18 protein-coding genes are annotated in these 23,729 nt (G+C 63.2%); 8 read left to right on the forward strand and 10 right to left on the reverse strand.

Going from position 1 to position 23,729, the window contains the following annotated elements; genetic code table 11:
- Positions 1–13: 13 nt before the first annotated feature.
- The 6 genes from VHO05_RS16250 to speB all read right to left on the reverse strand — a co-directional run bounded on the left by VHO05_RS16250 (position 14) and on the right by speB (position 8,028).
- On the reverse strand, positions 14–1,663 hold the full coding sequence (locus tag VHO05_RS16250; protein WP_329647661.1) for a peptide chain release factor 3: 1,650 nt from the start codon (positions 1,661–1,663) through the stop codon (positions 14–16).
- Positions 1,664–1,742: 79 nt separating this feature from the next.
- The gene (gene recQ, locus VHO05_RS16255) at positions 1,743–3,935 is read right to left on the reverse strand and encodes a DNA helicase RecQ (RefSeq protein WP_329647662.1); all 2,193 of its coding nucleotides are present in this window, start codon (positions 3,933–3,935) and stop codon (positions 1,743–1,745) included.
- Between the two features lie 357 nt (positions 3,936–4,292).
- Positions 4,293–4,892: an NAD(P)H:quinone oxidoreductase gene (gene wrbA, locus VHO05_RS16260; RefSeq protein WP_329647663.1), complete on the reverse strand. Its 600-nt coding sequence runs from the start codon at positions 4,890–4,892 to the stop codon at positions 4,293–4,295.
- 90 nt (positions 4,893–4,982) lie between these two features.
- On the reverse strand, positions 4,983–5,684 hold the full coding sequence (locus VHO05_RS16265; protein ID WP_329647664.1) for a pirin family protein: 702 nt from the start codon (positions 5,682–5,684) through the stop codon (positions 4,983–4,985).
- Positions 5,685–5,834: 150 nt separating this feature from the next.
- A complete protein-coding gene (locus VHO05_RS16270) occupies positions 5,835–6,926 on the reverse strand; it encodes an alkene reductase (RefSeq protein WP_329647665.1) in 1,092 nt (363 codons plus the stop codon).
- A gap of 133 nt (positions 6,927–7,059) precedes the next feature.
- On the reverse strand, positions 7,060–8,028 hold the full coding sequence (gene speB, locus VHO05_RS16275; protein WP_329647666.1) for an agmatinase: 969 nt from the start codon (positions 8,026–8,028) through the stop codon (positions 7,060–7,062).
- Positions 8,029–8,163: 135 nt separating this feature from the next.
- Here speB and VHO05_RS16280 point away from each other — a divergent pair, with 135 nt between their 5' ends.
- From VHO05_RS16280 to VHO05_RS16315, 8 genes are all read left to right on the forward strand, one after another.
- The gene (locus VHO05_RS16280) at positions 8,164–9,081 is read left to right on the forward strand and encodes a LysR substrate-binding domain-containing protein (RefSeq protein WP_329647667.1); all 918 of its coding nucleotides are present in this window, start codon (positions 8,164–8,166) and stop codon (positions 9,079–9,081) included.
- 205 nt (positions 9,082–9,286) lie between these two features.
- A complete protein-coding gene (locus tag VHO05_RS16285; protein ID WP_329647668.1) occupies positions 9,287–9,745 on the forward strand; it encodes a (2Fe-2S)-binding protein in 459 nt (152 codons plus the stop codon).
- A 13-nt stretch (positions 9,746–9,758) separates the two neighbouring features.
- Positions 9,759–11,969, forward strand: a complete 2,211-nt coding sequence (locus tag VHO05_RS16290; RefSeq protein WP_329647669.1) for a xanthine dehydrogenase family protein molybdopterin-binding subunit — start codon at positions 9,759–9,761, stop codon at positions 11,967–11,969.
- Positions 11,962–13,035, forward strand: coding sequence for an XdhC/CoxI family protein (locus VHO05_RS16295; protein WP_329647670.1), 1,074 nt, complete (start codon positions 11,962–11,964; stop codon positions 13,033–13,035). Before VHO05_RS16290 ends, VHO05_RS16295 begins: the two co-directional genes overlap by 8 nt.
- Positions 13,032–13,652, forward strand: coding sequence for a nucleotidyltransferase family protein (locus VHO05_RS16300; RefSeq protein WP_329647671.1), 621 nt, complete (start codon positions 13,032–13,034; stop codon positions 13,650–13,652). Before VHO05_RS16295 ends, VHO05_RS16300 begins: the two co-directional genes overlap by 4 nt.
- Complete coding sequence (locus VHO05_RS16305; protein WP_329647672.1) at positions 13,649–14,365, forward strand: ABC transporter ATP-binding protein; 717 nt, start codon at positions 13,649–13,651, stop codon at positions 14,363–14,365. The genes VHO05_RS16300 and VHO05_RS16305 overlap by 4 nt, the downstream gene beginning before the upstream one ends.
- Positions 14,366–14,377: 12 nt before the next feature.
- Positions 14,378–16,843: an ABC transporter permease gene (locus VHO05_RS16310; RefSeq protein ID WP_329647673.1), complete on the forward strand. Its 2,466-nt coding sequence runs from the start codon at positions 14,378–14,380 to the stop codon at positions 16,841–16,843.
- On the forward strand, positions 16,833–17,897 hold the full coding sequence (locus tag VHO05_RS16315) for a lipocalin-like domain-containing protein (RefSeq protein WP_329647674.1): 1,065 nt from the start codon (positions 16,833–16,835) through the stop codon (positions 17,895–17,897). Before VHO05_RS16310 ends, VHO05_RS16315 begins: the two co-directional genes overlap by 11 nt.
- Before the next feature lie 109 nt (positions 17,898–18,006).
- Here VHO05_RS16315 and VHO05_RS16320 read toward each other — a convergent pair whose 3' ends face one another.
- From VHO05_RS16320 to VHO05_RS16335, 4 genes are all read right to left on the reverse strand, one after another.
- Positions 18,007–18,273, reverse strand: coding sequence for a hypothetical protein (locus VHO05_RS16320; protein ID WP_329647675.1), 267 nt, complete (start codon positions 18,271–18,273; stop codon positions 18,007–18,009).
- A gap of 195 nt (positions 18,274–18,468) precedes the next feature.
- A complete protein-coding gene (locus tag VHO05_RS16325; protein ID WP_329647676.1) occupies positions 18,469–19,842 on the reverse strand; it encodes a HAMP domain-containing sensor histidine kinase in 1,374 nt (457 codons plus the stop codon).
- Between the two features lie 16 nt (positions 19,843–19,858).
- Positions 19,859–20,536 (reverse strand): winged helix-turn-helix domain-containing protein, encoded by a 678-nt coding sequence (locus VHO05_RS16330; RefSeq protein ID WP_329647677.1) that lies wholly within the window; start codon positions 20,534–20,536, stop codon positions 19,859–19,861.
- Positions 20,537–20,650: 114 nt separating this feature from the next.
- Positions 20,651–23,725 carry an efflux RND transporter permease subunit gene (locus VHO05_RS16335; protein WP_329647678.1) on the reverse strand — a complete coding sequence of 1,025 codons (3,075 nt, stop codon included), beginning with the start codon at positions 23,723–23,725 and terminating at the stop codon, positions 20,651–20,653.
- Positions 23,726–23,729 lie beyond the last annotated feature (4 nt).

Genomic DNA, 23,729 nt, shown 5'->3' on the forward strand with positions numbered 1-23,729 from the left:
GCATGAACACGCTCTAGGTCTTGATTTCCAGGAACTCGATCTCCGGGTTGCGCCCGGCGTTGTAGTTCAGCGTGAAAATCGAGGCCGGAAGGTAGACGTGGTCGCCATCGAGATCGGTCGCGATTGACGAACGGTTGCTCTCGATGAACCGCTTCAAGGCAACCGGGTCCTTCGAGCGGATCCAGCGCACGGCATCGCACGGGGCCGGGTCGAAATCCGTCTTCAATCCGTATTCGTGTACGAGCCGGTCGGCAAGCACGTCGAGCTGGAGTGCGCCGATGACGCCGACAACGGGCTGAGTGCCGTCGATCGGGCTGAAGACCTGGACGACGCCTTCCTCGGCCATCTCTCGGATGGCGTCCTTGAGTTTCTTGGCCTTGATAGCGTCTTCGAGGCGGATGCGGCGCAGGATTTCTGGGGCAAAGCTCGGAATGCCGAGGAACGTGATGTCCTCGCCTTCCGTCAGCGCATCGCCGATGCGCAGCGTGCCGCGGTTCGGGATGCCGACCACGTCGCCTGCGAAGGCTTCCTCGGCGATGGAGCGATCCTGCGCGAAGAAGAACTGCGGCGCCGTCAGCGCCATGCTCTTGCCCGAGCGCACATGCTTCACCTTCATGCCGCGCGACAGCTTGCCGGAGCAGACGCGCATGAAGGCGATGCGGTCGCGGTGGTTGGGATCCATGTTTGCCTGGATCTTGAAGATGATGCCGGTCATGGCGGTCTCGGTCGCCTTGATCTCGCGCGTCGCCGCGTGTTGCGTGCGCGGCGGCGGGGCGTAGGTCTTGAGTGCGTCGAGCACGTCGCGGACGCCGAAGTTCTTCAACGCGGAGCCGAAGTACACGGGCGTCAACGCGCCGTGCTGGAACTTCTCCAAATCGAACTTGCCGCACGCTTCGGCGACGAGATCGATCTCTTCGCGCCAACGCTGGTAGGCGTCAGGCTCCATGATCTCCGAGAAGAGCGGATCGTCGGGGCCGGAGATGGGCTGGCCGTCGAAGTTCTCATCGAGGCGGCGCACGCGCGGCTGGTAAAGATCGTAGGTGCCGCGGAACTCGCGGCCTTGGCCGATGGGCCAGACCATGGGTGCCGTTTCGAGCGCGAGCGTCTTTTCGATCTCGTCGAGCAGGTCCAGCGGCTCGCGGGCTTCGCGGTCGAGCTTGTTGATGAAGGTGACGATCGGGATATCGCGCAGGCGGCAGATCTCGAACAGCTTGCGCGTTCGGGTCTCGATGCCGCGTGCGGCGTCGATCACCATGATCGCGGAGTCGACCGCGGTCAGCGTGCGATAGGTGTCGTCCGAGAAATCCTCGTGGCCCGGTGTGTCGAGCAGGTTGAAGACGGCGCCGCCGTATTCGAACGTCATGACCGACGTTGCGACGGAGATGCCGCGCGCCTTTTCGATGGCCATCCAGTCCGAGCGGGTCGCGCGGCCGTCCTTCTTGGCCTTCACCTGTCCGGCGAGCTGGATCGCGCCACCGAAGAGCAGCAGCTTTTCGGTCAGCGTCGTTTTACCGGCGTCGGGATGCGAAATGATCGCAAACGTGCGCCGCCGGGCGATCTCGTCGGCGAATTTCGGCGGGGTGCCGCCAGCCGGTTTTGGGGCGGCGGGTGCGGAAGCCGCGTCCTGGGCGTCCGGCGTTACCGCCAAGTCGTCGTTGCTCATGATCCTGCTCAGAAAGTCGCTTTGCCGGGGTCTATAGCATCGATCGGTGGAAAAGCGAGGCCCCGGCGGTCTTGGGTCGCTAAGCCAGCTCAGCCAAAAGGCATTTCAGGACGCCATAGTCGAAGCGGCCGTCGAGGGCGGCGTGGGCCGGGCCGAGTTTGCCGGAGTCGAGCGTTCCAAGGCGCTCGAATACGGCTAGGATCTCGTCCACGTCCGATGGGTCGAGATCGAGCACATCCTGGGAGGCGAGAATGCCCGCTTCGATCGCCTCCGCGAAGTGGGTGTAGACGGTGCCGACGTCAAGGCGTCGCTCGGCGGCAATATCGTCGGCCTTGCGGCCCGCGAGGTGCAGCGCCAGGGTTTGGTTGACTGTCGGCGAGAGGCGGTTGTTTAGGGCGGGGTTCGGCGCAAATCGCGCCACGGTTTCGAGGAAGGCTTTGCCGTATCGCTTGATCTTGCTCGCGCCGAGGCCGGTGATGCCATGCAGCCCAGATTCGTCCTTGGGCCGCTGGCTGGCGAGCTCCACAAGTGTCTTGTCGTGGCAGATGACATAGGGCGGCAGCTTTGCGTCGGTGGCGAGGCTGAGGCGGAGCTCGCGGAGTGCGTCGTAAAGCGGGCGGTCGGCGGCGGAGACTTTGCTCGCGGCTGACGACGCGCCTTTCGTCTTGCGGCCTTTTTCCTTGGGCGGCGCAAGGCGAAGCATGAAGCGTTCCTCGCCGCGCAGAAGCGGGCGTGCCTTTTCCGCGAGCTGAACGGTGCCGTGTCCTTCGTCGTCGGACATCAGATAGCCCAACGCGGTGAGCTGCCGGAACAGGCTTCGCCAGACGGTCGGATCCGTGTCCTTGCCGATGCCCCAGACCGAGAGGCGGTCGTGTCCGTTGCGGCAGGCGCGCTCGCCGTCCTTGGCCTGGAGTACGTCGATCAGGTAGCCGACACCGAAGCGCTGGCCCGTGCGATAGGCCGCGGAGAGCGCCATCTGGGCGAGCACGGTGCCGTCGACGGTCTTGGGCGGGTCAAGGCAGTTGTCACAGTTGCCGCACGGCTCGCTCTTCGTCTCGCTGAAGTAGGCGAGCATGAGCTGACGCCGGCAGCTCACGGCTTCGCAAAGGCCGACGAGCGCGTCGAGCTTCTGGCGCTGGGTGCGCTTGAAAAGCTCCGATCCTTCGCTTTGCGCGATCCATTGAGTCTGCTGGATGATGTCCTGCATACCGTAGGCGAGCCAAGCATTGGCGGCCTCGCCGTCACGGCCCGCGCGTCCGGTTTCCTGGTAGTACGCCTCCATGGAGCGCGGCAGATTGAGATGGGCGACGAAGCGGACGTCGGGCTTGTCGATGCCCATGCCGAAGGCGACGGTCGCGACCATGATCACCGCCTCTTCCTTCAGGAAGCGCTCCTGCGCGGCGCGGCGGATTTCGGGGTCGAGGCCTGCGTGGTAAGCGAGGGCATTGCGGCCCTTGCGGACGAGCCATTCCGCTGTTTCCTCGACCGACTTGCGCGAGAGACAATAGACGATGCCGGCGTCGTTCGGATGCTCGGCCGCGATGAAGTTCCACAAGCGCTCACGTGCGCTCATGGAGCCCATTTCGGCGATGGTGTAGCGGATGTTGGGGCGGTCGAAGCTCGCGACGAAGCGCTGGGCGTTCTCCAGCCGAAGCTCGGTCGCGATTTCTTCGCGTGTCCGGTCGTCGGCGGTCGCCGTTAGTGCAATGCGGGGTGTACGCGGGAAGCGCTCGGCGAGCACTTTCAGCTGGCGATACTCGGGGCGGAAATCGTGGCCCCATTGGGAGACGCAGTGCGCTTCGTCGATGGCGAACAGCGCGATCTGCGCGCGGTCCAGCAGGCGCAACGTGCGGTCCTGCACGAGGCGTTCGGGTGCAACGTAGAGCAAGTCCAGGTCGCCCGTGACAAGGCGGCGTTCGATGACGTCCTGCTCGTTGCGGTCCTGGGTCGAGTTGAGGAATGCGGCGCGGACGCCTGCTTCCTTCAGCGCATCGACTTGATCCTGCATGAGGGCGATGAGCGGCGAGACGACGACGCCTGTTCCATGGCGGACGAGGGCAGGGACCTGGTAGCAGAGCGACTTGCCGCCGCCGGTCGGCATGAGCGCGAGCACGTCTCCGCCGCTGATCAGGGTCTCGATGATGCCGGCTTGATGAGACCGGAAACTCGTATAGCCGAATACCTCCTCGAGCACGTTCTGAGCCTCGGCGAGGCTCGGCGCGGGCGCAAGCGGAGCGAGCAGGTTGGATTTCCGCAGAGCGGCAGGCGGCATCAGATAATCCCGGGGGGCAACTCCAGGCGGAGCGGCGCATTTGTCGGCTTGTCCGGGACGCTAACGCGATTCTCAGGCCCGAACCGGCGCGTTGGGTTGCTCATCCCGCGGTTTCTGCGGGGGTGTGACGGTGGGAGACGGCCGATAGCTCTTCCGCGCGGCCCCGCATAAAATGCGGCGGCGTCAGAGGCCCCATTTCACCCCACCCTCCCTGGCGCAACTCGCCTGGAGGGGGGCGGCCCTAATATGCCGAATAAGGCCGCAGGGCTTCTGGCGCGCTTGCTTTGCCGATTCGCCTCCCGAGGGGCGCACAATGTCGCCGGAACGAGAGGTGTCCCGGCGACATGTATGGCGTGACTAGCGTGCAAGCTTCGCGGCGATGCCCGCGACGTGCCTGCCCTGGAAGCGGGCTCCGGCCAGCTCGTTTTCGCTCGGCTGACGTGATCCGTCGGGACCGGCGATGGTCGAGGCGCCGTAGGGCGAGCCGCCGCTGATCTCTGTGCCGATCATTTGGCCCTGGAACGAGTAGGGAAGGCCAGCGATCACCATGCCCTGGTGGAGAAGCACGTTGTGCGTCGCGAGGATCGTGCTCTCCTGACCGCCATGCTGGGTGTTGCTCGAGGTGAACACCGAGCCGACCTTGCCGATGAGCTTGCCCTGGAACCAGAGGCCGCCCGTCTGGTCGAGGAAGTTCTTCATCTGGGCGGCCATGTTGCCGAAGCGGGTGGGCGTGCCGATGATGATGGCGTCAAAATCGGGAAGCTCGTCGATGGTCGCGAAGGGGGCGGCCTGATCGAGCTTGAAACCGTTCTTCTCGGCGACTTCTCGCGGCACCAGCTCCGGCACGCGCTTGACGACGGCTTCGGCGCCGGCTTCGCGTGCGCCTTCCGCAACGGCCCCGGCCATGCGCTCGATGTGTCCGTAGCTCGAATAGTAGAGAACAAGAACCTTGGTCATGGCTTTTCGCTTCCGTTGTGTTTGTTGAGTTGACGTGTGGTGGGTTGGGTTGAAAGGCGGACCGCACGGAGTGCGATCCGCTTGTTCGGGTCAGGCGCCGAGGTCGAAGACGAGGACTTCGGCGTTGTCGTTGGCGGCGATCGTCACGTCCTTTTCGTCCGTGAGCGCGGCGCCGTCGCCTTGGCTGACGATGTTGCCGTTGACGGTGACCTCGCCGCGGGTGACCTGCACCCAGGCTTTGCGGCGCGGGCGAAGGGCGTGGCTGACTTTGTCGCCCTTATCGAGATTGGCGACGAAGAGGTCGACGTCCTGGTGGATCGTGACGGCGCCGTCGCGTCCGTCACGGGCACCGACGAGTTGCAGTCGGCCCTTGCGGGTCTCGGCCGGGAAGGACTTCTGCTCGTAGCTCGGCGTCAAGCCGCGCTCATTCGGCAGGACCCAGATCTGAAGGAAGTGGACCCGGGCGTCCTTCGAAGCGTTGAACTCGCTGTGGGCGATGCCGGTGCCGGCCGACATGCGCTGTACGTCGCCGGGGCGGATGACCGAGCCGGTGCCGAGGCTGTCCTTGTGGGCGAGGCCGCCTTCGAGCACGTAGGAGATGATCTCCATGTTGTCGTGCGGATGCGTGCCGAAGCCGGCACCGCCGGAGACAACGTCCTCGTTGATAACGCGCAGGGCGCCGAAGCCCATGTTCTTCGGATCGTAGTAGTGGCCGAAGGAGAACGTGTGCTTGCTGTCGAGCCAGCCGAAGTTGCTGGCGCCGCGCTCCTTGCTCTTGCGGATTGTGATCATGGTCTATCTCCCAATCTGCGGCGGAAGCCCGTCGCTGTTGAAAGGAAGATGTCATCGCTTCTTTGTTGAACCAATACCGTAAAAAAGAACCGCATTGGTTCTAAATATTCAACAAAAAGAAACCCGCCGGTGAGGGCGGGTTTCGGAACGTCAGGCGGCAGCTTTGTCTAGGCTTGGATAGTCGATGTAACCCTCGGCACCGCCGCCATAAAACGTGGCGGGCTGAGGTTGGTTGAGCGGCGCATTGCGCCTCAGGCGCTCGACCAGATCCGGGTTGGCAATAAAGAGACGGCCGAAGGCGACCAGGTCGGCTGCGCCGGAATCGACCGCGCGGATGGCCGTTTCGCGGTCATAGATGTTGTTCGCCAAGTAAACGCCTTTGACGAGCTTGCGGAGCTGGGCGAGATCCGCGCCCGCAGGGACGTCGCGCGTTTCGCCCGTGTCGCCTTCAATCAGGTGCACGTAGCCCAGGCCGGCGTCGTTCGCGCGCTCGATGGCGGCTGAGAAGGTGGCCATCGGATTGCTGTCCGATATGTCGCCAAATTTCGAGAACGGGCTGAAGCGCACGCCGACGCGGGTGGCTGGGAATACAGAGGTGAGGGCTGAGAGGACCTCTGCGAGGAAGCGGGTGCGGTTCTCGATACTGCCACCGTATTTGTCGGTGCGCTTGTTGGGGCCGTCGCGAAGGAATTGGTCGATGAGATAGCCGTTGGCGCCGTGCAATTCGACGCCGTCGAAGCCCGCGGCCTTTGCGTTCTCTGCGGCCAAGCGGAAATCCTCGACGATTCGGGCGATCTCGGATGTTTCGAGTGCGCGGGGCGCGGACGCGTCCGTGAAGCCTGTCTTAGTGAAGACTTTTGTTTTTGCCGTAATGGCCGAGGGGGCAACCGGCTGCTGTCCATTCGGTTGCAGGGATGTGTGTGAGACGCGGCCCACATGCCAGAGCTGGGCAAAGATGCGTCCGCTCTTGGCGTGCACGGCTTCGGTGATCTTCTTCCAGCCGGCCACTTGCTCGGGGCTGTAGATGCCGGGGGTGGCGAGATAGCCTTGTCCTTCGGGGGAGACCTGTGTGCCTTCCGTGATGATCAGCCCGGCGCTTGCGCGCTGGGCGTAGTACTCCACGTTGAGGGCCTGCGGCACCTCGCCCGGGGCTGCGCGGTTGCGCGTCAGCGGGGCCATGACGATGCGGTTTGGCAGCGTCAGGGTGCCGATGGTCAGTGGGGAAAAAAGCTTATCGCTCATGAGCATGTATCTCCTGCGTAGGCTTGGGGCCTGCGGGGCATATGGACAGTTGATGCCCAAATGGAACCCCCGGGGGTTTCCCGGGGGGCGCGACATTCAGGGCAACGTCTTTTCCTACGGAGGAGGCCTTGGGCTAGATCAACCTTTCCGCCAGTAGGCCAAGGTAGTGCTGCAGGACGGCCGCGCCGGCGATGGCCGTAATGTCGGCGTGGTCATAGGCGGGTGCGACCTCGACGACGTCCGCGCCGACGATGTCGAGCGAGCCCAGACGGCGCAGGATCATGAGTGCCTCCCGGGATGTGAGGCCGCCCGCTACCGGCGTGCCCGTACCCGGAGCAAAGGCCGGGTCGAGACAGTCGATGTCGAACGTCAGGTAGGTCTTCGCGTCGCCGACACGCGTCTTGATGCGGTCGACCACGCCCTGGATACCCAGGTCGGGAATGTCCTCGCCGTAGACGATCTCGAGACCGCACGTCTCCGGCGCATGGGTGCGGATGCCGATCTGGATCGAGCGGTCCGGCAGGATGATGCCTTCGCGTACGGCGCGCGCGACGAATGAGCCATGATCGATGCGCTCGTTCTCATCGAACCACGTGTCCTGATGGGCATCGAACTGAACAAGGGCCATGGGGCCGTACTTCTTTGCGTGCGCTTTCAGCAGCGGCCACGTGACGTAATGATCGCCGCCGATGGAGAGCAGCTTCGCGCCTTGATCGATGACCTCGCGCGCCTGACCCTCGATTTGAGCCGGAGCATCGCCATGACGTCCGTAGTCGAGCGAGCAGTCGCCATAGTCGACCACGGCCAGACGTTCGAACGGATCGGCGCGGAAAGGATACTGTGGATCGCCTTCGAGAATGGCCGAGGCGCGGCGCACCGCCTGTGGTCCGAAACGAGCGCCCGGGCGGTTCGAAACGGCCGCGTCGAAGGGAATGCCCCAAACGGCGACATCAACTCCGGCAAGATTGCGCGTGAGACGGCGGCGCATGAAGGAGGAAACGCCGCAATAGACGGGTTCGTGGGAGCCATTCATCAGGCTGGCGGCGTGGATAGCGTTGTCGGTTTCGCGGGGACGTAGAGGATGCTTCGGCATCTCTGTCATGACACGGGTCCTTAGTCCGGTTTTCTGGTTCCGTGTGCCCAGGATCTGCCTTGCCGAGCGGTCCGACAAACGGCTATTTTTCCTCTGTGAGTTGACTAAAACTCATGTGATCAGCCGATTGATTTTGTGTGGTCCATGGCTCTCCCATCGCTGAATGCCATCCGGGCGTTTGAAGCCGCTGCGCGGCTCCTGAGTTTCAAGGATGCGGCGGAGGAGCTGCGTCTTACGCCTTCCGCCGTCAGCCGGCATATTCGCTCACTCGAGCGCGCGTTGGGTGTCGATCTGTTTGAGCGCGGATTTCGCCAGGTTCAATTGACGGAGAAGGCGCTGCCTTATGCGCGCCGCCTGACGGATGCATTCAACGTGATCGCGAGCGCGACCGATGAAATCAGCGCCACGGGCACGGCACGCCGCCGCAAACAGAAGCGCGTGACGCTGTCCATCAATGCTACCTTCATGAACCTGTGGCTTGCCGATCGCTTGCCGCGCTTTCGCGCGGCGTGCCCGGAATGCGAACTCGAAGTGTCGATCCACGACGACGCTGGCAAGGGCGGCAATCCAAAGGCGGACCTGCGCATTCTCTTCACGGCGGACGACGACGATGATCCGTCTCACCTGCCTTTGGTGTCGCTGATCATTCTCCCCGTGTGCGCGCCGGGATTGCTCAAGGGTGCGAATGCCCTGCGCAAGCCGACCGATCTCGCCCGGCACCGTTTGCTTCATGAAAATACGACAGCATGGTGGGAGGAGTGGATCGCGGGTGAGGGCGTCGCAGGCGTCGATCCCAAAACCGGCGCCATCTTTCATGATCCCTCTCTGGCGATCCGCGAAGCCGTCAACGAGGGCGGCGTGGCGCTCGCCGACAACATCATGGTCGAGGATCTGCTGGCGCGGGGGCTTCTGGTCACGCCGTTTCCGATGCGCCGCAAGATCCCGAGCTGTTATGCGCTGGCTGTCCGCCCGGGTGCTTCGTCCCTTATGGGGGTCAAGCAGTTCCGGCAGTGGCTGCTTAGCGAGATTGCCCGACACAAGCGCGCCATGCAGCTTTCATGACGTCGCTTACAGAGAGCGCAGACGGCGGATCGAGCCCATAAATCGGGCACTATTGGGTGCTGCCCGAGAAAAAAATTTCCTGCTCTAGCAATTCTGTCGTGGCGTTCGCATATGCCGCGTAAGTGCGTGTTCGTCCGCATGATTGCGCGCACGCTGTATTCCTGATCAAGATAATCTATCGCCATCGGAAGTGACGGGGTTTGTGATGACTAAATTCACGATCAACGGGCGCGAAGTGACTGTCACTTCGGAAGACGATACGCCGCTTTTATGGGTGGTCCGGGACGAGCTTGGACTGATCGGATCGAAGTTCGGCTGTGGCATCGCTCAGTGCGGCGCGTGCACGATGTATTTGGACAGCCAGCCGGTCCGCGCGTGCGTTACGCCCGTTTCGGATGTCGCCGGACGTGAGGTGACGACGATTGAAGGATTGTCGGGACCGGTGGCCGAGGCTGTGCGCGGAGCCTGGCAGAAGCTTGACGTCGTGCAGTGCGGCTATTGCCAGTCCGGCCAGATGATGACGGCCGCCGCGCTTCTCAGCGAAATTCCGGCGCCCTCCGATAGTGACATCGACAACGCCATGACCGGCAATATCTGCCGCTGCAATACGTATCAACGCATCCGGGCGGCCATCCATTCGGCTGCCGAAACGCTTAAGACCTGAGGGGGATCGCAGCATGTTTGGCCAGATGGATCTTTCTCGTTTCAACACGCGAGCCCATGAGGCTTTTCCGCTTGACCGCCGGAACTTCGTGCAGCTTGCGTTGGGAACAGGCGCAGGCCTCATCATCGGCGGCTGGGTTCCTGCAAGCGCGGCGCGCGCTGAAGGCGCAGCAACGACCAGCGAGAGCGCGAGCGGAATATTCACGCCCTACGTGAAGATCACCCCGGACAACGTCGTGACAGTTCTGGTCAAGCACCAGGACAAGGGGCAAGGCATCGCAACCGGACTCTCGACACTCGTGGCCGATGAACTCGACGCGGACTGGGCACAAATTCACCCCGAGTTCGCGCCCGCCAATGTGGAGCTCTACAAGAACTTCGCATTCGGTGTGCAGGGCACCGGCGGCTCGACAGCCATCGCAAACTCGTTCGAACAGTATCGCAAGGCGGGTGCCGCGGCGCGCGAGATGATCACGCAAGCGGCAGCCAAGCGCTGGGGCGTCGCACCGGAGACCGTGAAGGTTGCCAAGGGTGTGGTGTCGTCGGGCTCGAATTCGGCGACGCTCGGTGAGCTTGCCGCCGAGGCGGCGACCATTCCTGTGCCGAAGGAGCCGAAGCTCAAGACGCCGGACCAGTTCACGTACATCGGCAAGTCTTTTCCGCGACTCGACTCGGTGGCTAAGACGACGGGTGCGCGCATCTATACGCAGGATGTGCAGCTTCCGGACATGCTCGTCGCGACGCTCGCGCGTCCGCCGAAATTCGGCGGCACCGTCAAGAGCGTGGACGACAAGGCGGCGCGGGCGGTCAAAGGCGTGGTCGATGTCGTGACGACATCGCGTGGTGTGGCCGTGCTTGCGAAGACGACCTACGCGGCCATTCGGGCCCGGGATCAGCTAGAGATCACCTGGGACGAGAGCAAGGCCGAAGCGCGCAGCACGGACGCACTTATTGCCGACTACAAGGCGCTTGCGGAAAAACCTGGCCAGATTGCGCGCAAGGAAGGTGATGCCGAAGGCGGTATCGCGAAAGCCGACAAGGTGATCGAGGCGACCTACATCTTTCCGTTCCTCGCACACGCGCCGATGGAGCCTATGAACTGCGTGCTGCAGTTCAAGGATGGAAAGGCGACGATGTGGACGGGCTCACAGCTCCAGACTGTCGACCAGAATGTGACGGCGCACATCTTCGGCATCAAGCCGGAGGACGTGATCATCAACACGCTTTGGGCGGGTGGATCGTTCGGGCGGCGCGGCGTCTATGATTCCGACTACATCGCGGAAACGGCCGAGATCGTGAAGGTCACGGGACGCACGGAGCCGATCAAGCTCATCTGGACGCGTGAGGACGACATCAAGGGCGGTTACTATCGCCCGGTGTACGTGCACAAGGTGCGCGTCGGGCTCGACAAGGATGGCGCGGTCACCGGCTGGCACCACCGTATCGTCGGGCAGTCGATCGTCACCGGCACGGCATTCGAGAGTGCGATCGTCAAGGACGGTATCGACGGGACATCAGTGGAAGGCGTCTCGGACACTCCCTATGCGATCCCGAATATGCAGGTTGAATTGCACACGACGCAGGCTGGGCCACGTCCGCTCTGGTGGCGGTCGGTCGGTCACACGCACACAGCCTACGTTATGGAGACGATGATTGACGAGGTTGCGGCCGTGTCCGGCAAGGATCCCGTCGCCTTCCGTCTGTCGCTGCTCGAAAAGTACCCGCGGCACACGGGTGTGCTGAAGCTCGCCGCCGAGAAGGCTGGTTGGGATAAGCCGCTGCCGGAGGGCGTGTTCCGGGGTGTTGCCGTGCACGAAAGCTTCAAGAGCTTCGTTGCGGAAGTCGCGGAAGTGAAAATCGTCGACGGAAAGCCGAAGGTTCAGCGCGTCGTTGCGGCCGTTGATTGCGGCATTGCCGTCAACCCGGACAACATCAAAGCGCAGGTGGAGGGCGGTGTCGGGTTCGGTCTCGGCGCTGTCCTGCACAGCAAAGTGACGATGAAGGACGGTGTTATCGACCAGGGCAACTTCGACACTTACGAGGTGCTGCGGTTCAACGAGATGCCGCACGTGGAGGTTCACATCGTGCCTTCGGCGGAAGTGCCCACCGGCATCGGTGAGCCGGGTGTCCCGCCGATCGGGCCTGCGGTTGCGAATGCCGTTGCAGTCGGAACGGGTCAGCGTGTTCGTGTGCTGCCCTTTGCGGATGGACTGAAACTTGGATGACGCTTTGCCGAGTGCGGAAGCCACGAGCGGCGCTGCGGATCGATGCTCCGCGGCGCGCTTCTCCCGCACTGCGGGTGCTCCTGACGCTGCCGCGCGGATTGCGCGGCGGTGGCTCGATCAATTCGGCACCATCGCGCTCGCGACAGTGATCAAGACATGGGGTTCGTCGCCGGTACCGGTCGGCGGCCAACTCGTTATCGGTCCCAACGAGAGGTTCGAGGGGGCGGTCTCGGGTGGTTGCGTAGAGGCGGCCGTGATCGCCGAAGCTGCAAACGTGATGGCTTCGGGGCGACCCAAATGTCTCGAATTCGGCGTCGACGACGAAACCGCTTGGCGCGTGGGGCTTCCCTGCGGCGGGCGGATCGAAGTGTTCGTCGAGCGCTTGCAGGGCGAGGCAGATAAAGCTTCCCTCGATGCCGTTCTTGCCGCGCGATCTGAACGGGCGTTGCTCATCGTCGACACGGATCTTGCAAGTGGGCGGCGTCTGCTGCAACGCGACACGAACTCATATCCTTCGGATGTCGCGGCGCAACTTGAGAGTGGTGAGAGCATTCTCCTGGAAGATCCTGAGAGACGGCGCTTCGTGCATGTTTACGTTCCAGAGGTCCACGTCATTCTCGTTGGCGCGGGTCATATCGCGCAGGTGCTGGCTGATCTTGCGGCCCGCGTGGGCTTTCTCGTCACTGTCGTCGATCCCCGCACGGCGTATTCTTCGGCAGAGCGGTTCAATGACATTGCGCTGCGGCATGAGTGGCCGGAACAGGCGCTTCCGTCCCTCGGGCTCGATGCGCGCACGGCTGTCGTGACGCTGGCGCATGAGGCACGGCTCGATGACGAAACGTTACTGGCCGCTTTGCGATCCTCGTGCTTCTATGTGGGCGCGCTGGGCTCGCGGCGTACGCATGCGAAGCGTGTCGAACGACTCGTCAAGGCGGGGCTCTCGGAAGCGGAAATCGCGCGCATCGATGCACCGGTCGGACTTCAGATCGGCGCCCAGGGTCCGGCAGAAATCGCAGTGTCCATTCTCGGCGCCATCATTCGGGCTCGCCACGGAATTCGCTCATGACTCTGCCCGCTCCGTTCTCGCTTGCCGCGGTGCTCCTCGCCGGAGGGGCGTCGCGCCGGTTCGGTCTCAAGAATAAACTGCTCGCGGACATAGATGGCGTGCCGATCGTGGCGAAGGTCGCGCGGGAAATTCTCGACGGCGGCGTGGATGAGCTGGTTGTGGTTACGGGATCCGAGCACGACGCCTATGTGGACGCGCTCGAAGGTCTTTCGGTCCGTTTCGTTCGCAATCCGGAATGGGACGAAGGGATCGGCAACTCGATCGCGGCCGGTGTCAGGGCTGTGCCGCCGTCGCGTGCGGGCGTGTTCATCGTTCCCGGCGATCTGCCGAACTTGACGGGCGATGTTCTGCGCAAGCTGGCCGATGCTTTCACGCGCGATGTGAGCCACCCGATCGTGGTTCCCGTGACTACGCGTGGCGAACAGCGCAATCCCGTGTTGTGGCCGCGCCGGCATTTTCCGGAGCTGGATGTGCTGTCCGGTCCCAAGGGGGGCAAGTCTCTGCTGGACTCGCTCAAGGGCGAGCGGCTTGATGTGGCGTTCGACGACGAGTCCGTGTTCGTGGATATCGACACAACGGACGACTACGAGCGCTTCCTCTCAGGAGACAACGGGTGACACTTCTCGATCGGCCGGGGCGGAGCGATCCTCTCACGGGAGGGGAGCGGCCGTTGCTCCGCGTCTCCGGCGTCAAGAAATCGTATACAACCCCGCAAGGTCCGCTGTCCGTTCTCAATGGCGTTGATCTGTCGCTCGCCCAGGATGAGAGCCTCGCGCTGCTCGGTGAATCCGGCAGCGGCAAGAGCACGCTCTTGCATCTGATCGGCGGGCTTGATGATGCGGATGCGGGCGAGATCGTGCTCGACGGGGTTCGCGTGACCGAGTTGCCAGATGCCGAGCGCGCCGCACTTCGGCGCGAGAGCATCGGCATCGTTTTCCAGCAATTCAATCTCGTGCCGAGCCTGACGGTGAGCGGCAACCTGGCGTTTCAGGCTCGCATCGCGGGCCGTTTCGATGCGGCGTGGCAGAACGAACTTTTGAACCGGCTCGGGCTCGCGGGATTGGAGCAGCGTTATCCGGAGCAGCTGTCGGGCGGGCAGCAGCAGCGCGTCGCGATCGGGCGTGCGCTGGCCATCCGGCCGCGACTGCTCATCGCGGACGAGCCCACGGGAAACCTCGACGAAGCGACCGGCGATGACGTGCTTTCGCTTGCGCTCGATCTCATCCGGCGCACGGGTTGCGGATTTCTGATGGTGACCCACAGCACACGACTGGCCGCGCGTCTCGACCGGCAGGTCGTTCTTGCGTCCGGCCGGCTGGCTGCGTCCTGAAGGCGGTGTGTCATGGCGCAGGCGGTTTGGACTTTCCTCACGCTTCTCAGCCATTGGCGGCGGCATCCGATCAACTTCGCGACGCTCGTCGCTGGGCTTGCGATTGCGACGGCGCTGTGGAGCGGTGTGCAGGCGCTGAACCAACAGGCACGCACGAGTTATGACAAGGCGGCCGCGGTTTTCGGTCAAGCAGGCGCGGGTAGCATCGTCAGCACGAAGGGAGCGTTCGTTCCGCAGGAGGATTACATCGCGTTGCGGCGCACCGGGTGGAAGGTCTCGCCCGTGCTGGAAGGTACGGTGCGGATCGGCGGTGTTTCGTATCGTTTGATCGGTGTCGAGCCGCTGACGGCGCCGCAGGGATCGGCAGTTGGTGGTCTCGAGACGAGCCGCGATCTGGAAGCCTTTTTGAGGGCGCCGGGACAGACGCTTCTGTCGGCCGAGACGCTGGCTGAGCTTGGTGCTGCGGAAGGTGCGACGCTTCAGACCGAAGCCTCGCGTCCGATGCCGCCATTGGTCATCGCCGATGGGGTGGCGTCCGGTCTGCTCGTTACAGACATCGGCGCGGCGCAGACGATCCTCGCGCGGCAGGGACAATTCAGCCGTTTGATCGCAGACCGGCGTCATGAGCTCGATGCTGATGCTCTGGCGAAGTTCTCGGGTGGTACGCTCCGTTTGGCGAGGGGCGAGGTCGGCGGAGACCTCGCGCGGCTGACCGACAGCTTTCATTTGAATCTCACGGCGTTCGGTTTTCTCGCCTTCGTCGTCGGGCTTTTCATTGTGCACGCGTCGATCGGGCTCGCGTTCGAGCAAAGGCTGGCGACGCTGCGCACGTTGCGGGCCGTCGGCGTGTCGCTCAAAATGCTGATGGTGGTTCTGATTGGCGAGGTTGTTCTGCTCGCGCTCTTGGCGGGCGCGGCCGGTATGGTGTTCGGTTATGTCATCGCCGCTGCGCTGCTGCCGAACGTGGCGGCAAGTCTCGAAGGGCTTTACGGGGCTCATGTCGGTAGCCAATTGGCGCTCGAGGGGCGCTGGTGGGTATCCGGCCTCGGCATGGCTTTGATTGGGGCGCTCGCCGCATCGGCGCTGAGCCTGCTCAAAGTTGCGCGCTTGCCGCTGCTTGCGGCCGCGAAACCGATGGCATGGCGCGAGGCGCAGCAGACACAACTCAGGCGGCAAGCAGTCTTTGCTGCCGGCGCTTTGGCGATCGCGGCCATTGCCTACCTGGGTGGCGAGGGATTGGCATCGGGGTTCGCTGTCATTGCCGGCATTCTCCTTGGCGCGGCGCTGTTGCTTCCGCTTGTCCTGTCCGGGTTGCTTCAGGTGGGCGAGGCGCGCGCGAGCGCGGCGCTGTCGCAGTGGTTCTGGGCCGATACGCGGCTTCAGCTTTCGGGACTGTCGCTGGCGTTGATGGCGCTGCTTCTCGCTCTTGCGGCCAACGTCGGCGTCGGCACGATGGTGGAGGGTTTCAGGAGGACGTTTACGGGCTGGCTCGACGAACGGCTCAACTCCGAAATCTATTTCGATGCCGCGAACACGGGTGAAGGCGAGCGCATCGCGGCCTGGCTCAAGGGGCAGCCGAGCGTCTCCGCCGTCTTGCCGGTGTGGAAAGCGGAGACGCGGATCGGGGGCTGGCCGGTGGATGTGTTCGGCACACGGGACCACGCCACGTATCGCGCTCACTTTTCGCTGCTCACGGCTCTGCCGGATGCTTGGGACAAGGTGCGCGACGGGCAAGGTGCGCTCGTCAGCGAGCAGTTCGCGCGCCGCATGGGGCTTGGGCTTGGAAGCACGCTCTCGGTCCCAACGGCAACGACGGCGTGGGAGGTTGAGGTCGCGGGGATCTATCCAGACTACGGAAACCCGAAGGGTCAGGTGCGCGTGAATGTCGAGCACCTTGTCGAGCATTGGCCGGAGGCGCGGCGGACCAGCTATAGCCTGCGGGTTGCGCCCGGCGAGGTTTCGCGCCTGATCGCGGCCATACAGTCGGAGTTTGGGCCGGGGATCGCGCGTATTGTCGATCAGGCGTCTCTCAAGGCGGAGTCGACGCGTATCTTCGAGCGCACGTTCGCGGTCACGAGCGCGCTCAATACGTTGACGCTCGTCGTGTCGGGGATCGCGCTGTTCGCAAGCCTGCTGACGCTCAGCGATTTGCGTCTCGCGCAATTGGCGCCGGTGTGGGCGCTGGGTATTCCGCGGCGTCACCTGGCGGATCTCGAAATCGGGAAGCTGCTGGTGCTGGCGGCGATCACGGCCATTCTTGCTGTGCCGCTGGGGTTGGTGCTCGCGTGGTGCCTCGTAGCGATCGTCAACGTCCAGGCCTTCGGTTGGCGGCTGCCGTTCCACGTGTTTCCGGGACAGTGGGTTCTGATTTTCCTCTTGGCGTTGGGTACGGCGCTTTTTTCCGCTCTCATCCCGATGGTCCGTCTCGCGCGGACTGCACCGCAGGATCTTCTGAAAGTGTTCGCCAATGAACGTTAGGGCGCTCGTTTTCGCGGTGCTGTCGATCGTGATCGCGTGCTTTGCTGGACGTGGTTTGGCGGGCGGGTTCGCGGGGCTCGGCAACGACGCGGCGGGGTTTGCCGAGGTCGTTCCGGGAAAGCGCATGGCGTTTCCTGCGGATTTCGGCGCGCATCCCGACTATCGCATCGAGTGGTGGTACGTGACCGCGAACCTGAAGGACGCGGCAGGAACGCCGTATGGCGTGCAGTGGACGCTGTTCCGCCAAGCTCTCGCGCCCGGCGCGGAGCGCGAGGGGTTTGCGAACCAGCAAGTCTGGATGGGGCACGCGGCGGTTACGAGCGCCGAGACGCATCATTTCGCTGAAGCCCTGGCGCGCGGCGGTATCGGACAGGCGGGTGTCATTGCCGAACCGTTCAAAGCCTGGGTCGACGATTGGACTTTTGCGGACCTGGAAGGACGTCCGGGATCCAGCTCACTGTCGGCTAAGGGAGACGCGTTTTCTTATGCGCTCACTTTGACGACCAATCGTGCTCCTGTTCCACAAGGCGAGCAGGGCTACAGTCGCAAATCGGAACGCGGACAAGCCTCCTACTACTACAGCCAACCCTACTTTGAGGTTTCAGGAACGCTGACGCTCAGCGGCCGGGTGATCGACGTTGCCGGCAGAGCGTGGATGGATCGCGAGTGGAGCAGCCAGCCGCTCGCGCCGGATCAGAAGGGCTGGGATTGGTTCTCCCTGCATCTCGATGGCGGTGAGAAGCTGATGCTGTTCCAGCTTCGGGGTGAGCACGATGCCGCGTTTCGTTCAGGAAGCTGGATTGGCGCGGATGGGGCTGTGACGCCGCTCGCTCCCGATGACATCGCGTTGACGCCTGGCCCGGCGCACGACGTGGCGGGCCGAAAAATTCCGGTGAGCTGGAAGGTAGAGGTCAAGAGCCGCCGGCTCTCGATCGAGACGGCGCCGCTCAATCCCGAAAGCTGGATGGGAACGGCGTTTCCCTATTGGGAAGGGCCGATCCGCTTTCGAGGTTCGCACGTGGGCGAGGGATACCTGGAGATGACGGGGTATTGAAAAGGGTTGGGGCCGCCTAGGCGTGACGGCGGCCCCGCCTCCTCGGCGTCCGCGGGTTCGGGGGGCAGGTGCAAGCTGTCCGCGGATCTGGGATGGCGCCCGGGGGGTATCAGGCGGCCGGGAGGATTTGCAATGCGATCTTGAGACCGCGGCGCTCGCGGTAGACGACGCGCACGCTCTCGCCGCGGCGAAGAGGCGTGCCCGTTAGGCGGGGGTCATAACGATATGTCTCGTTGCCGACAGTGATGTGATGTCCACGCGGATTGAGATGCTCAATACGGCCGCTTGCTTCGAGGTTCGAGCCTGCTGCCATAGCGGCTCCGGCGCCCGCCGAAATAGCCAGAGCTACTCCTGCAAACTGCTTCACAGCTGTCATCGCTTACTCCTAAATCGATTTGTTCGGGGACCGCCCGCAAAGGCGCCAAAGGACCTGATGTCCTGTCGAGAAATCTGTTTCCGGTGGCTCCCGCTTTGTGAAATGGGCGACCGTCGGCGCTGCCCAAGACCTGGGTGTTATGCTCCTCGGAGTTTGCCGGGGCTTGGCCGGGGACATACAGATTCGTAAGGCGTCTCAAGCGTCTTCAGTCGCGGCTGGAAACGAAATCATAACTCGCAGACCTGGCGCGCCGTCCTCTAGAACGATGGTCGCGTCGTGCAGCTCGGCGATGGCCGCGGCGAGCGTGAGGCCCAGTCCGCTGCCAGGGGTCGAGCGGGCTCTCTCCAGACGGTAGAGGCGCCGGAAGACCTTCTCGCGCTCTTCCTCCGGAATACCCGGGCCGTTGTCCGTCACCTCCGCCCGGAAGCCCTGCGGCTCATCATGAAGCATCAGGCTGATCTTGGTGCCCGGCGGGCAATGACGGATCGCATTCTCGATCAGGTTGGCGAAAAGCTGGATGAGAAGCTCGCGATCTCCGCGGACGGTCGCTGGTTTCCAGCGCCCGTTGGGCCATGCGAGCTGGTGACCCGCGTCTTCGGCGACCGCCATGTAGACGTCCGCCACATCGTCGAGCACGCCGGCGAGGTCGACGTTGGCGAAGCGCGCGCGGCGGGCGCCAGCCTCGATCTGCGTAATGCGAAGGAGAGCGTCGAATGTGATCATCATGGCGTCGAGATCGCCCAGAGCGTCTTCAACGGCCGCGCTGAAATCCGAGGTCGTTCGCGCGCTGCGGCGTGCGATGTCGAGGCGCTGACGGAGGCGGCCCACTGGCTTCTTGAGGTCGTGGGCGATGTCCGACGATGATTGGTTGACGTTTTCAATGAGTGTTTGAAGGTGATCCAGCGTGCGGTTGACCTGTGCGCCGACGTGGTCAATGTCGTCGCCAGAACCGGACATCGGAACGCGTGCCTGGATCTGGCCCGCGGATACGGCATCGAGCGTATTGGCGAAGGCGTCGATGCGGTGCTGCGTCTGCCGTGCGAGGAAGGCGCCGCACAAGGCGCCGAGGAGCGTTGTCGCGATCAGGCCGATGCCCAGCACCTCGAGAAGAAACGTTTGTGTCTGGCGGAGGTCTCCGTTGCTTGTCCCGACGAGCAGCCGACCCTTGGAGACGGGCCGCCAGATTGCATAGAAGCGGTCGTCCGGCTCGCCCTCAGCGTCCCAATCGCCTTCGATTTGAGAGCGTTCGAGGGTCAGCCAATCGTCTGAGTATTTGACGTTGCGAACATTGCCGGCCACATGTTGGCCCTGCTCATCAACGAGCTCGAAGATGAAATCGGAATCGCGGACGGATGAACTCTCGCTCGTGACGACGGCCACCAAATCGTCGAACGAGCGCTGGCGATCCACAGACAGGAGCGCATTCATCGCCTGCTCAACATCGATATGGATCTCGTTGGTGAGGCGCGCCGTGAGGCCGTAGAACAGGATTGCGAACAACGCAATGACGGTTGCGGCGAACAACAGCGTAAAGGTCGCCGCCAATCGCAGAGGCGTCCGCTTCAGCACAGTCACGATCCGTCGATTATGGGCCTTCGTGGAGACTGTAGCCGCTGCCGCGGATGGTGTGAATCAGTTCGGTGGGAAAGGGTTTATCGACTTTGGTCCGAAGGCGCGAAATATGCGTTTCCACGACGCTGGTCTTCGGGTCGAAGTGGAAGCTCCAGACGCGTTCCAGAAGCATCGTGCGCGTCACGACACGGCCCTTGTTGCGCATCAGGACCTCGAGCAGGCGGAATTCCCGGGGCTGGAGGTCGATTTCCATGTTGCCCCGATAGACCTTACGCGTGATCAGATCCAGCGTCAGATCGCCGACACGAAGGCGCGTTTCCTCGCCTTTGAGATGCGGCCGCCGCGCCAGGGCGTTGAGGCGTGCCAACAGTTCGGAAAAGGCGAACGGCTTGACGAGATAGTCGTCTCCTCCTGCATCGAGGCCGTCGACGCGGTCGTCGACACCGCCCAGTGCGGTGAGGAAAAGGATCGGTACCTTGCGCCCTGCTGCGCGGAGAGTTTTGACGATCGAGAGGCCTTCGAGACCGGGAAGCATGCGATCGACGATCAGGACCTCGTACTCCTCAGCCATCGCCTGGGCGATGCCGTCCCGGCCGTCGGCCATGTGGTCGATGATGTGCCCTTCCTCTTCGAGCCCCTTTATGACGTAGGCGGCGGTATCCGGGTCGTCTTCGATGAGGAGCACGCGCATGGGTTCGGGTCCTGTTCGATTTGAGAACTTCTCCCAAACATAGTTTGTCCACCTGTTCTGGCTCTTACCGGACGCTTACGGATCGGTAAGAACGCACAGGCCTCTTTCATAGCGTTAAGCGGGCTCTCTCTGGGCCGGTGTGTCAAGCATTTCCTCCGTGTGCTCGTCCGGACGATGCTCGGCGGCGATAACGAGGTAAATGACCGGCAAAATAAAGAGCGTAAACACCGTTCCGATTGCCATGCCCGAAACCAGCATGATGCCGATGCTGTTGCGGGCCTCAGCTCCTGCGCCAGTGACGAACACCAGCGGGAGATGGCCGAAGACGGTCGCCGCCGTTGTCATCAAGATCGGACGCAGACGCGTCTTAGCGCCCTCGCGGATTGCCGACAGTTTGTCGAGGCCCTGGACCTGTAACTCGTTGGCGAATGCGACGATCAGAATGCCGTTCTTGGCTATGAGGCCGACGAGCGTGATCAGCCCGATCTGGCTGTAGATGTTGATCGTCGTGAAGCCAAGGAAAGTGAAAACCAGGGCAGCCGACAAGGCGAGCGGTACGGAGCCGAGCAGCACGACAAGCGGGTCGCGGAAGCTGCCAAACTGCGCCACGAGAACCAGATAGATGAGAAGGATGGCGAACCCAAGCGTGCCGGCCAGAGTGGCGCCTTCCTGCCGGATCTGACGGGACTCGCCGGCGTAATCGATCGTGTAGCCCGCGGGCAGAATCTCGCGCGCGGCCTTCTCGAGCGTGTCGAGCGCGGAGGCCTTCGTGATGCCAGGAGCAACGCCGCCGTAGACGCGGAAGCTGTCGGCCTGTTGGAAGCGCGCGAGTGTACGCGGGGCGGTTTTCGTTTCGAGGCTTGCAATGGCGGAGACTGGAATCTGTTTTCCATCACGCGTGCGGATTTTGTAGTCGAGCAGATTGGCGGCAACCGCCCGCGCGTTGAGGTTGACCTGCGGGATGACTTTGTACGCGCGTCCTTCGCGTGTGAAACGGTTGACGTAGTTTCCGGAAATGAGAAGCCCGAGCTGACGGCCGACGTCGGCGAGATCGAGACCGAGGTCGGCGACGCGTTCGCGATGAACCGTGACGATAACCTGAGGCAGATCGATCTTGAGGTCGGTGTCCGCGAACATGAATTGTCCGCTCGCGAAAGCGGCGCCGACGAGCTTGCCGGCATAGTCGGCCATCTGTTCCGGCGTGCCAGGGCCCTTGAGCACCAGCTCCACGTCGTAGTTGCCCGCGCCTGGCAGAGCCGGTGGAAGGACCGGGAAAACCTGGAGCTCTTTGACTTTCGATACGGCGCCGAAGATCTCTGGCTGGATCTGGTGCGCGGTGCGTTCGCGGTCGTGCCAGTTCTTCAGGAGATAGCCGCCGAACCCGGTGGCCGGGAACACGATCTCGAACATCGCGTCGTATTCGGGGAGTGTCTTTCCGATATTCTGGATCTTGTCCATGTGGCCGGCTGTATACGCCAGCGATGCGTCGGGTGCCGAGTTGACGATGAGCAGAATGAAGCCCTCGTCCTCCACGGGTGCCAGCTCCTGCGACGAGAATAGGTAAAGCGGTACGGCGAGGACGCAGATGAATGCGCCGAAGGCGAGAATTTGTGTCCTGAGATGAAGGGCAACATCGAGGCAACGTCCATAGCCTTCGGCAAGGCGATCGAGCGCGCGGTTCACAAAGCGCGCGTAGGCGCCTTCGTGCCCGCCTTCCGTCGCGCTGTAGGCACTCATGATGGGCGAGAGGGTGATGGCGACGAAGCCGGACATGATCACGGCTATCGCCAGCGTGAAGGCGAACTCCTTGAAGAGCACGCCGGTCAAGCCATCCAGGAAGCCGATCGGCGCGTAGACCGCGGCGAGCGTAATCGTCATCGCGATGATCGGGCTGAACAGCTGGCGCGTGCTGAGCAGTGCAGCTTGAAAGCGGCTCATGCCGGTCTGCATTAGTCGCGTCACGTTCTCGACCACGACAATGGCGTCGTCGACGACGATGCCGACCGATAGCACGACCGCGAGCAGGGTTAGGAGGTTGAGCGAGAAGCCCATCGCCATCATTGCGGCCGCCGCGCCGATCAGAGAGATCGGAATGGTGACGAGAGGCACGAGGGCGCTGCGCCAGGAGCCGAGGAACAGGAATACGATCAGACCGACGATGAGGACGGTCTCGGTGAAGGTCTTGCCGATCTCCTTCAGCGAGTTCTCCATGTAGACCGTGCCGTCGTAGGCGAGGTCGATTTCCGTCCCGGGCGGCAGGTCGGGTTGGATGGCGGCAAGCTCGGCGCGCAGGGCGTAGGCGACCGAGATTTCGTTCGTGCCGGGGAGAGGCCAGACGGAGAGATAGACGGCGTCCTTGCCGTTGTGGCGCACGTTGGCCGTTTCTTCCTCCGAGCCAAGCTCGACGCGACCGAGATCCGCAATGCGGACGATCCGGTCGCCGTCTTCGCGGACGATCAGGCGCTCGAACTCCTCGACGCTCTTGAGATCGGTGTTGGCCAGGAGATCGACCTGAACCTCGGCGCCCTTGGTGCGGCCGACAGCGGCCAGGAAGTTGTTGCGTGTGAGCGCGGCTTCGACCTCATTGGCGCCAAGACCGAATGCAGCGAGGCGGTCGGCATCGAGCCAGATGCGCATGGCCTGCGGCCGCGCGCCTTCGAGACCGACACGCTGCACGTTTGCAATGGTACTGAGCCGCGGCTGGATATTGCGCGAGAGATAGTCGGTAATCTCGGGTGGCGTCATTGTCGTCGAGGTGACGCTCACGTAGAACGTGGCGTAGGGGCGGTCAGCGCGTTGAACTTCGACGACAGGACTTTCGATCTCCTGCGGCAGCTCGCTGCGGATCTGATCGAGACGATTACCGACTTCGGCAAGCGCGACCGTGCTCGGATGGTTGAGCTTGAGACGCGCCGTGACCGTGCTGAGCCCGGCAACGCTGCTCGATTCCACGTAGTCGATGCCGGTGATCGAGGAGACAGCGCGTTCGATGGGCGTGGTGACGAACCCGCGGATGCTTTCTGCCGATGCCCCGACGTAGACCGTCGTGATCATGATCGACGAGCTTTCGATGCGCGGATACTGCTGGATCGGCAGTTGTGAGACGGCGCGCAGGCCGATCAGGACCAACGCCAAGTTGACGACGATGGCGATCACCGGGCGCCGGACGAAGATTTCAATGGCGCGCATGGCG

Origin of the sequence: Hyphomicrobium sp., assembly GCF_036262015.1 — a bacterium.
Taxonomy (GTDB): domain Bacteria; phylum Pseudomonadota; class Alphaproteobacteria; order Rhizobiales; family Hyphomicrobiaceae; genus Hyphomicrobium_C.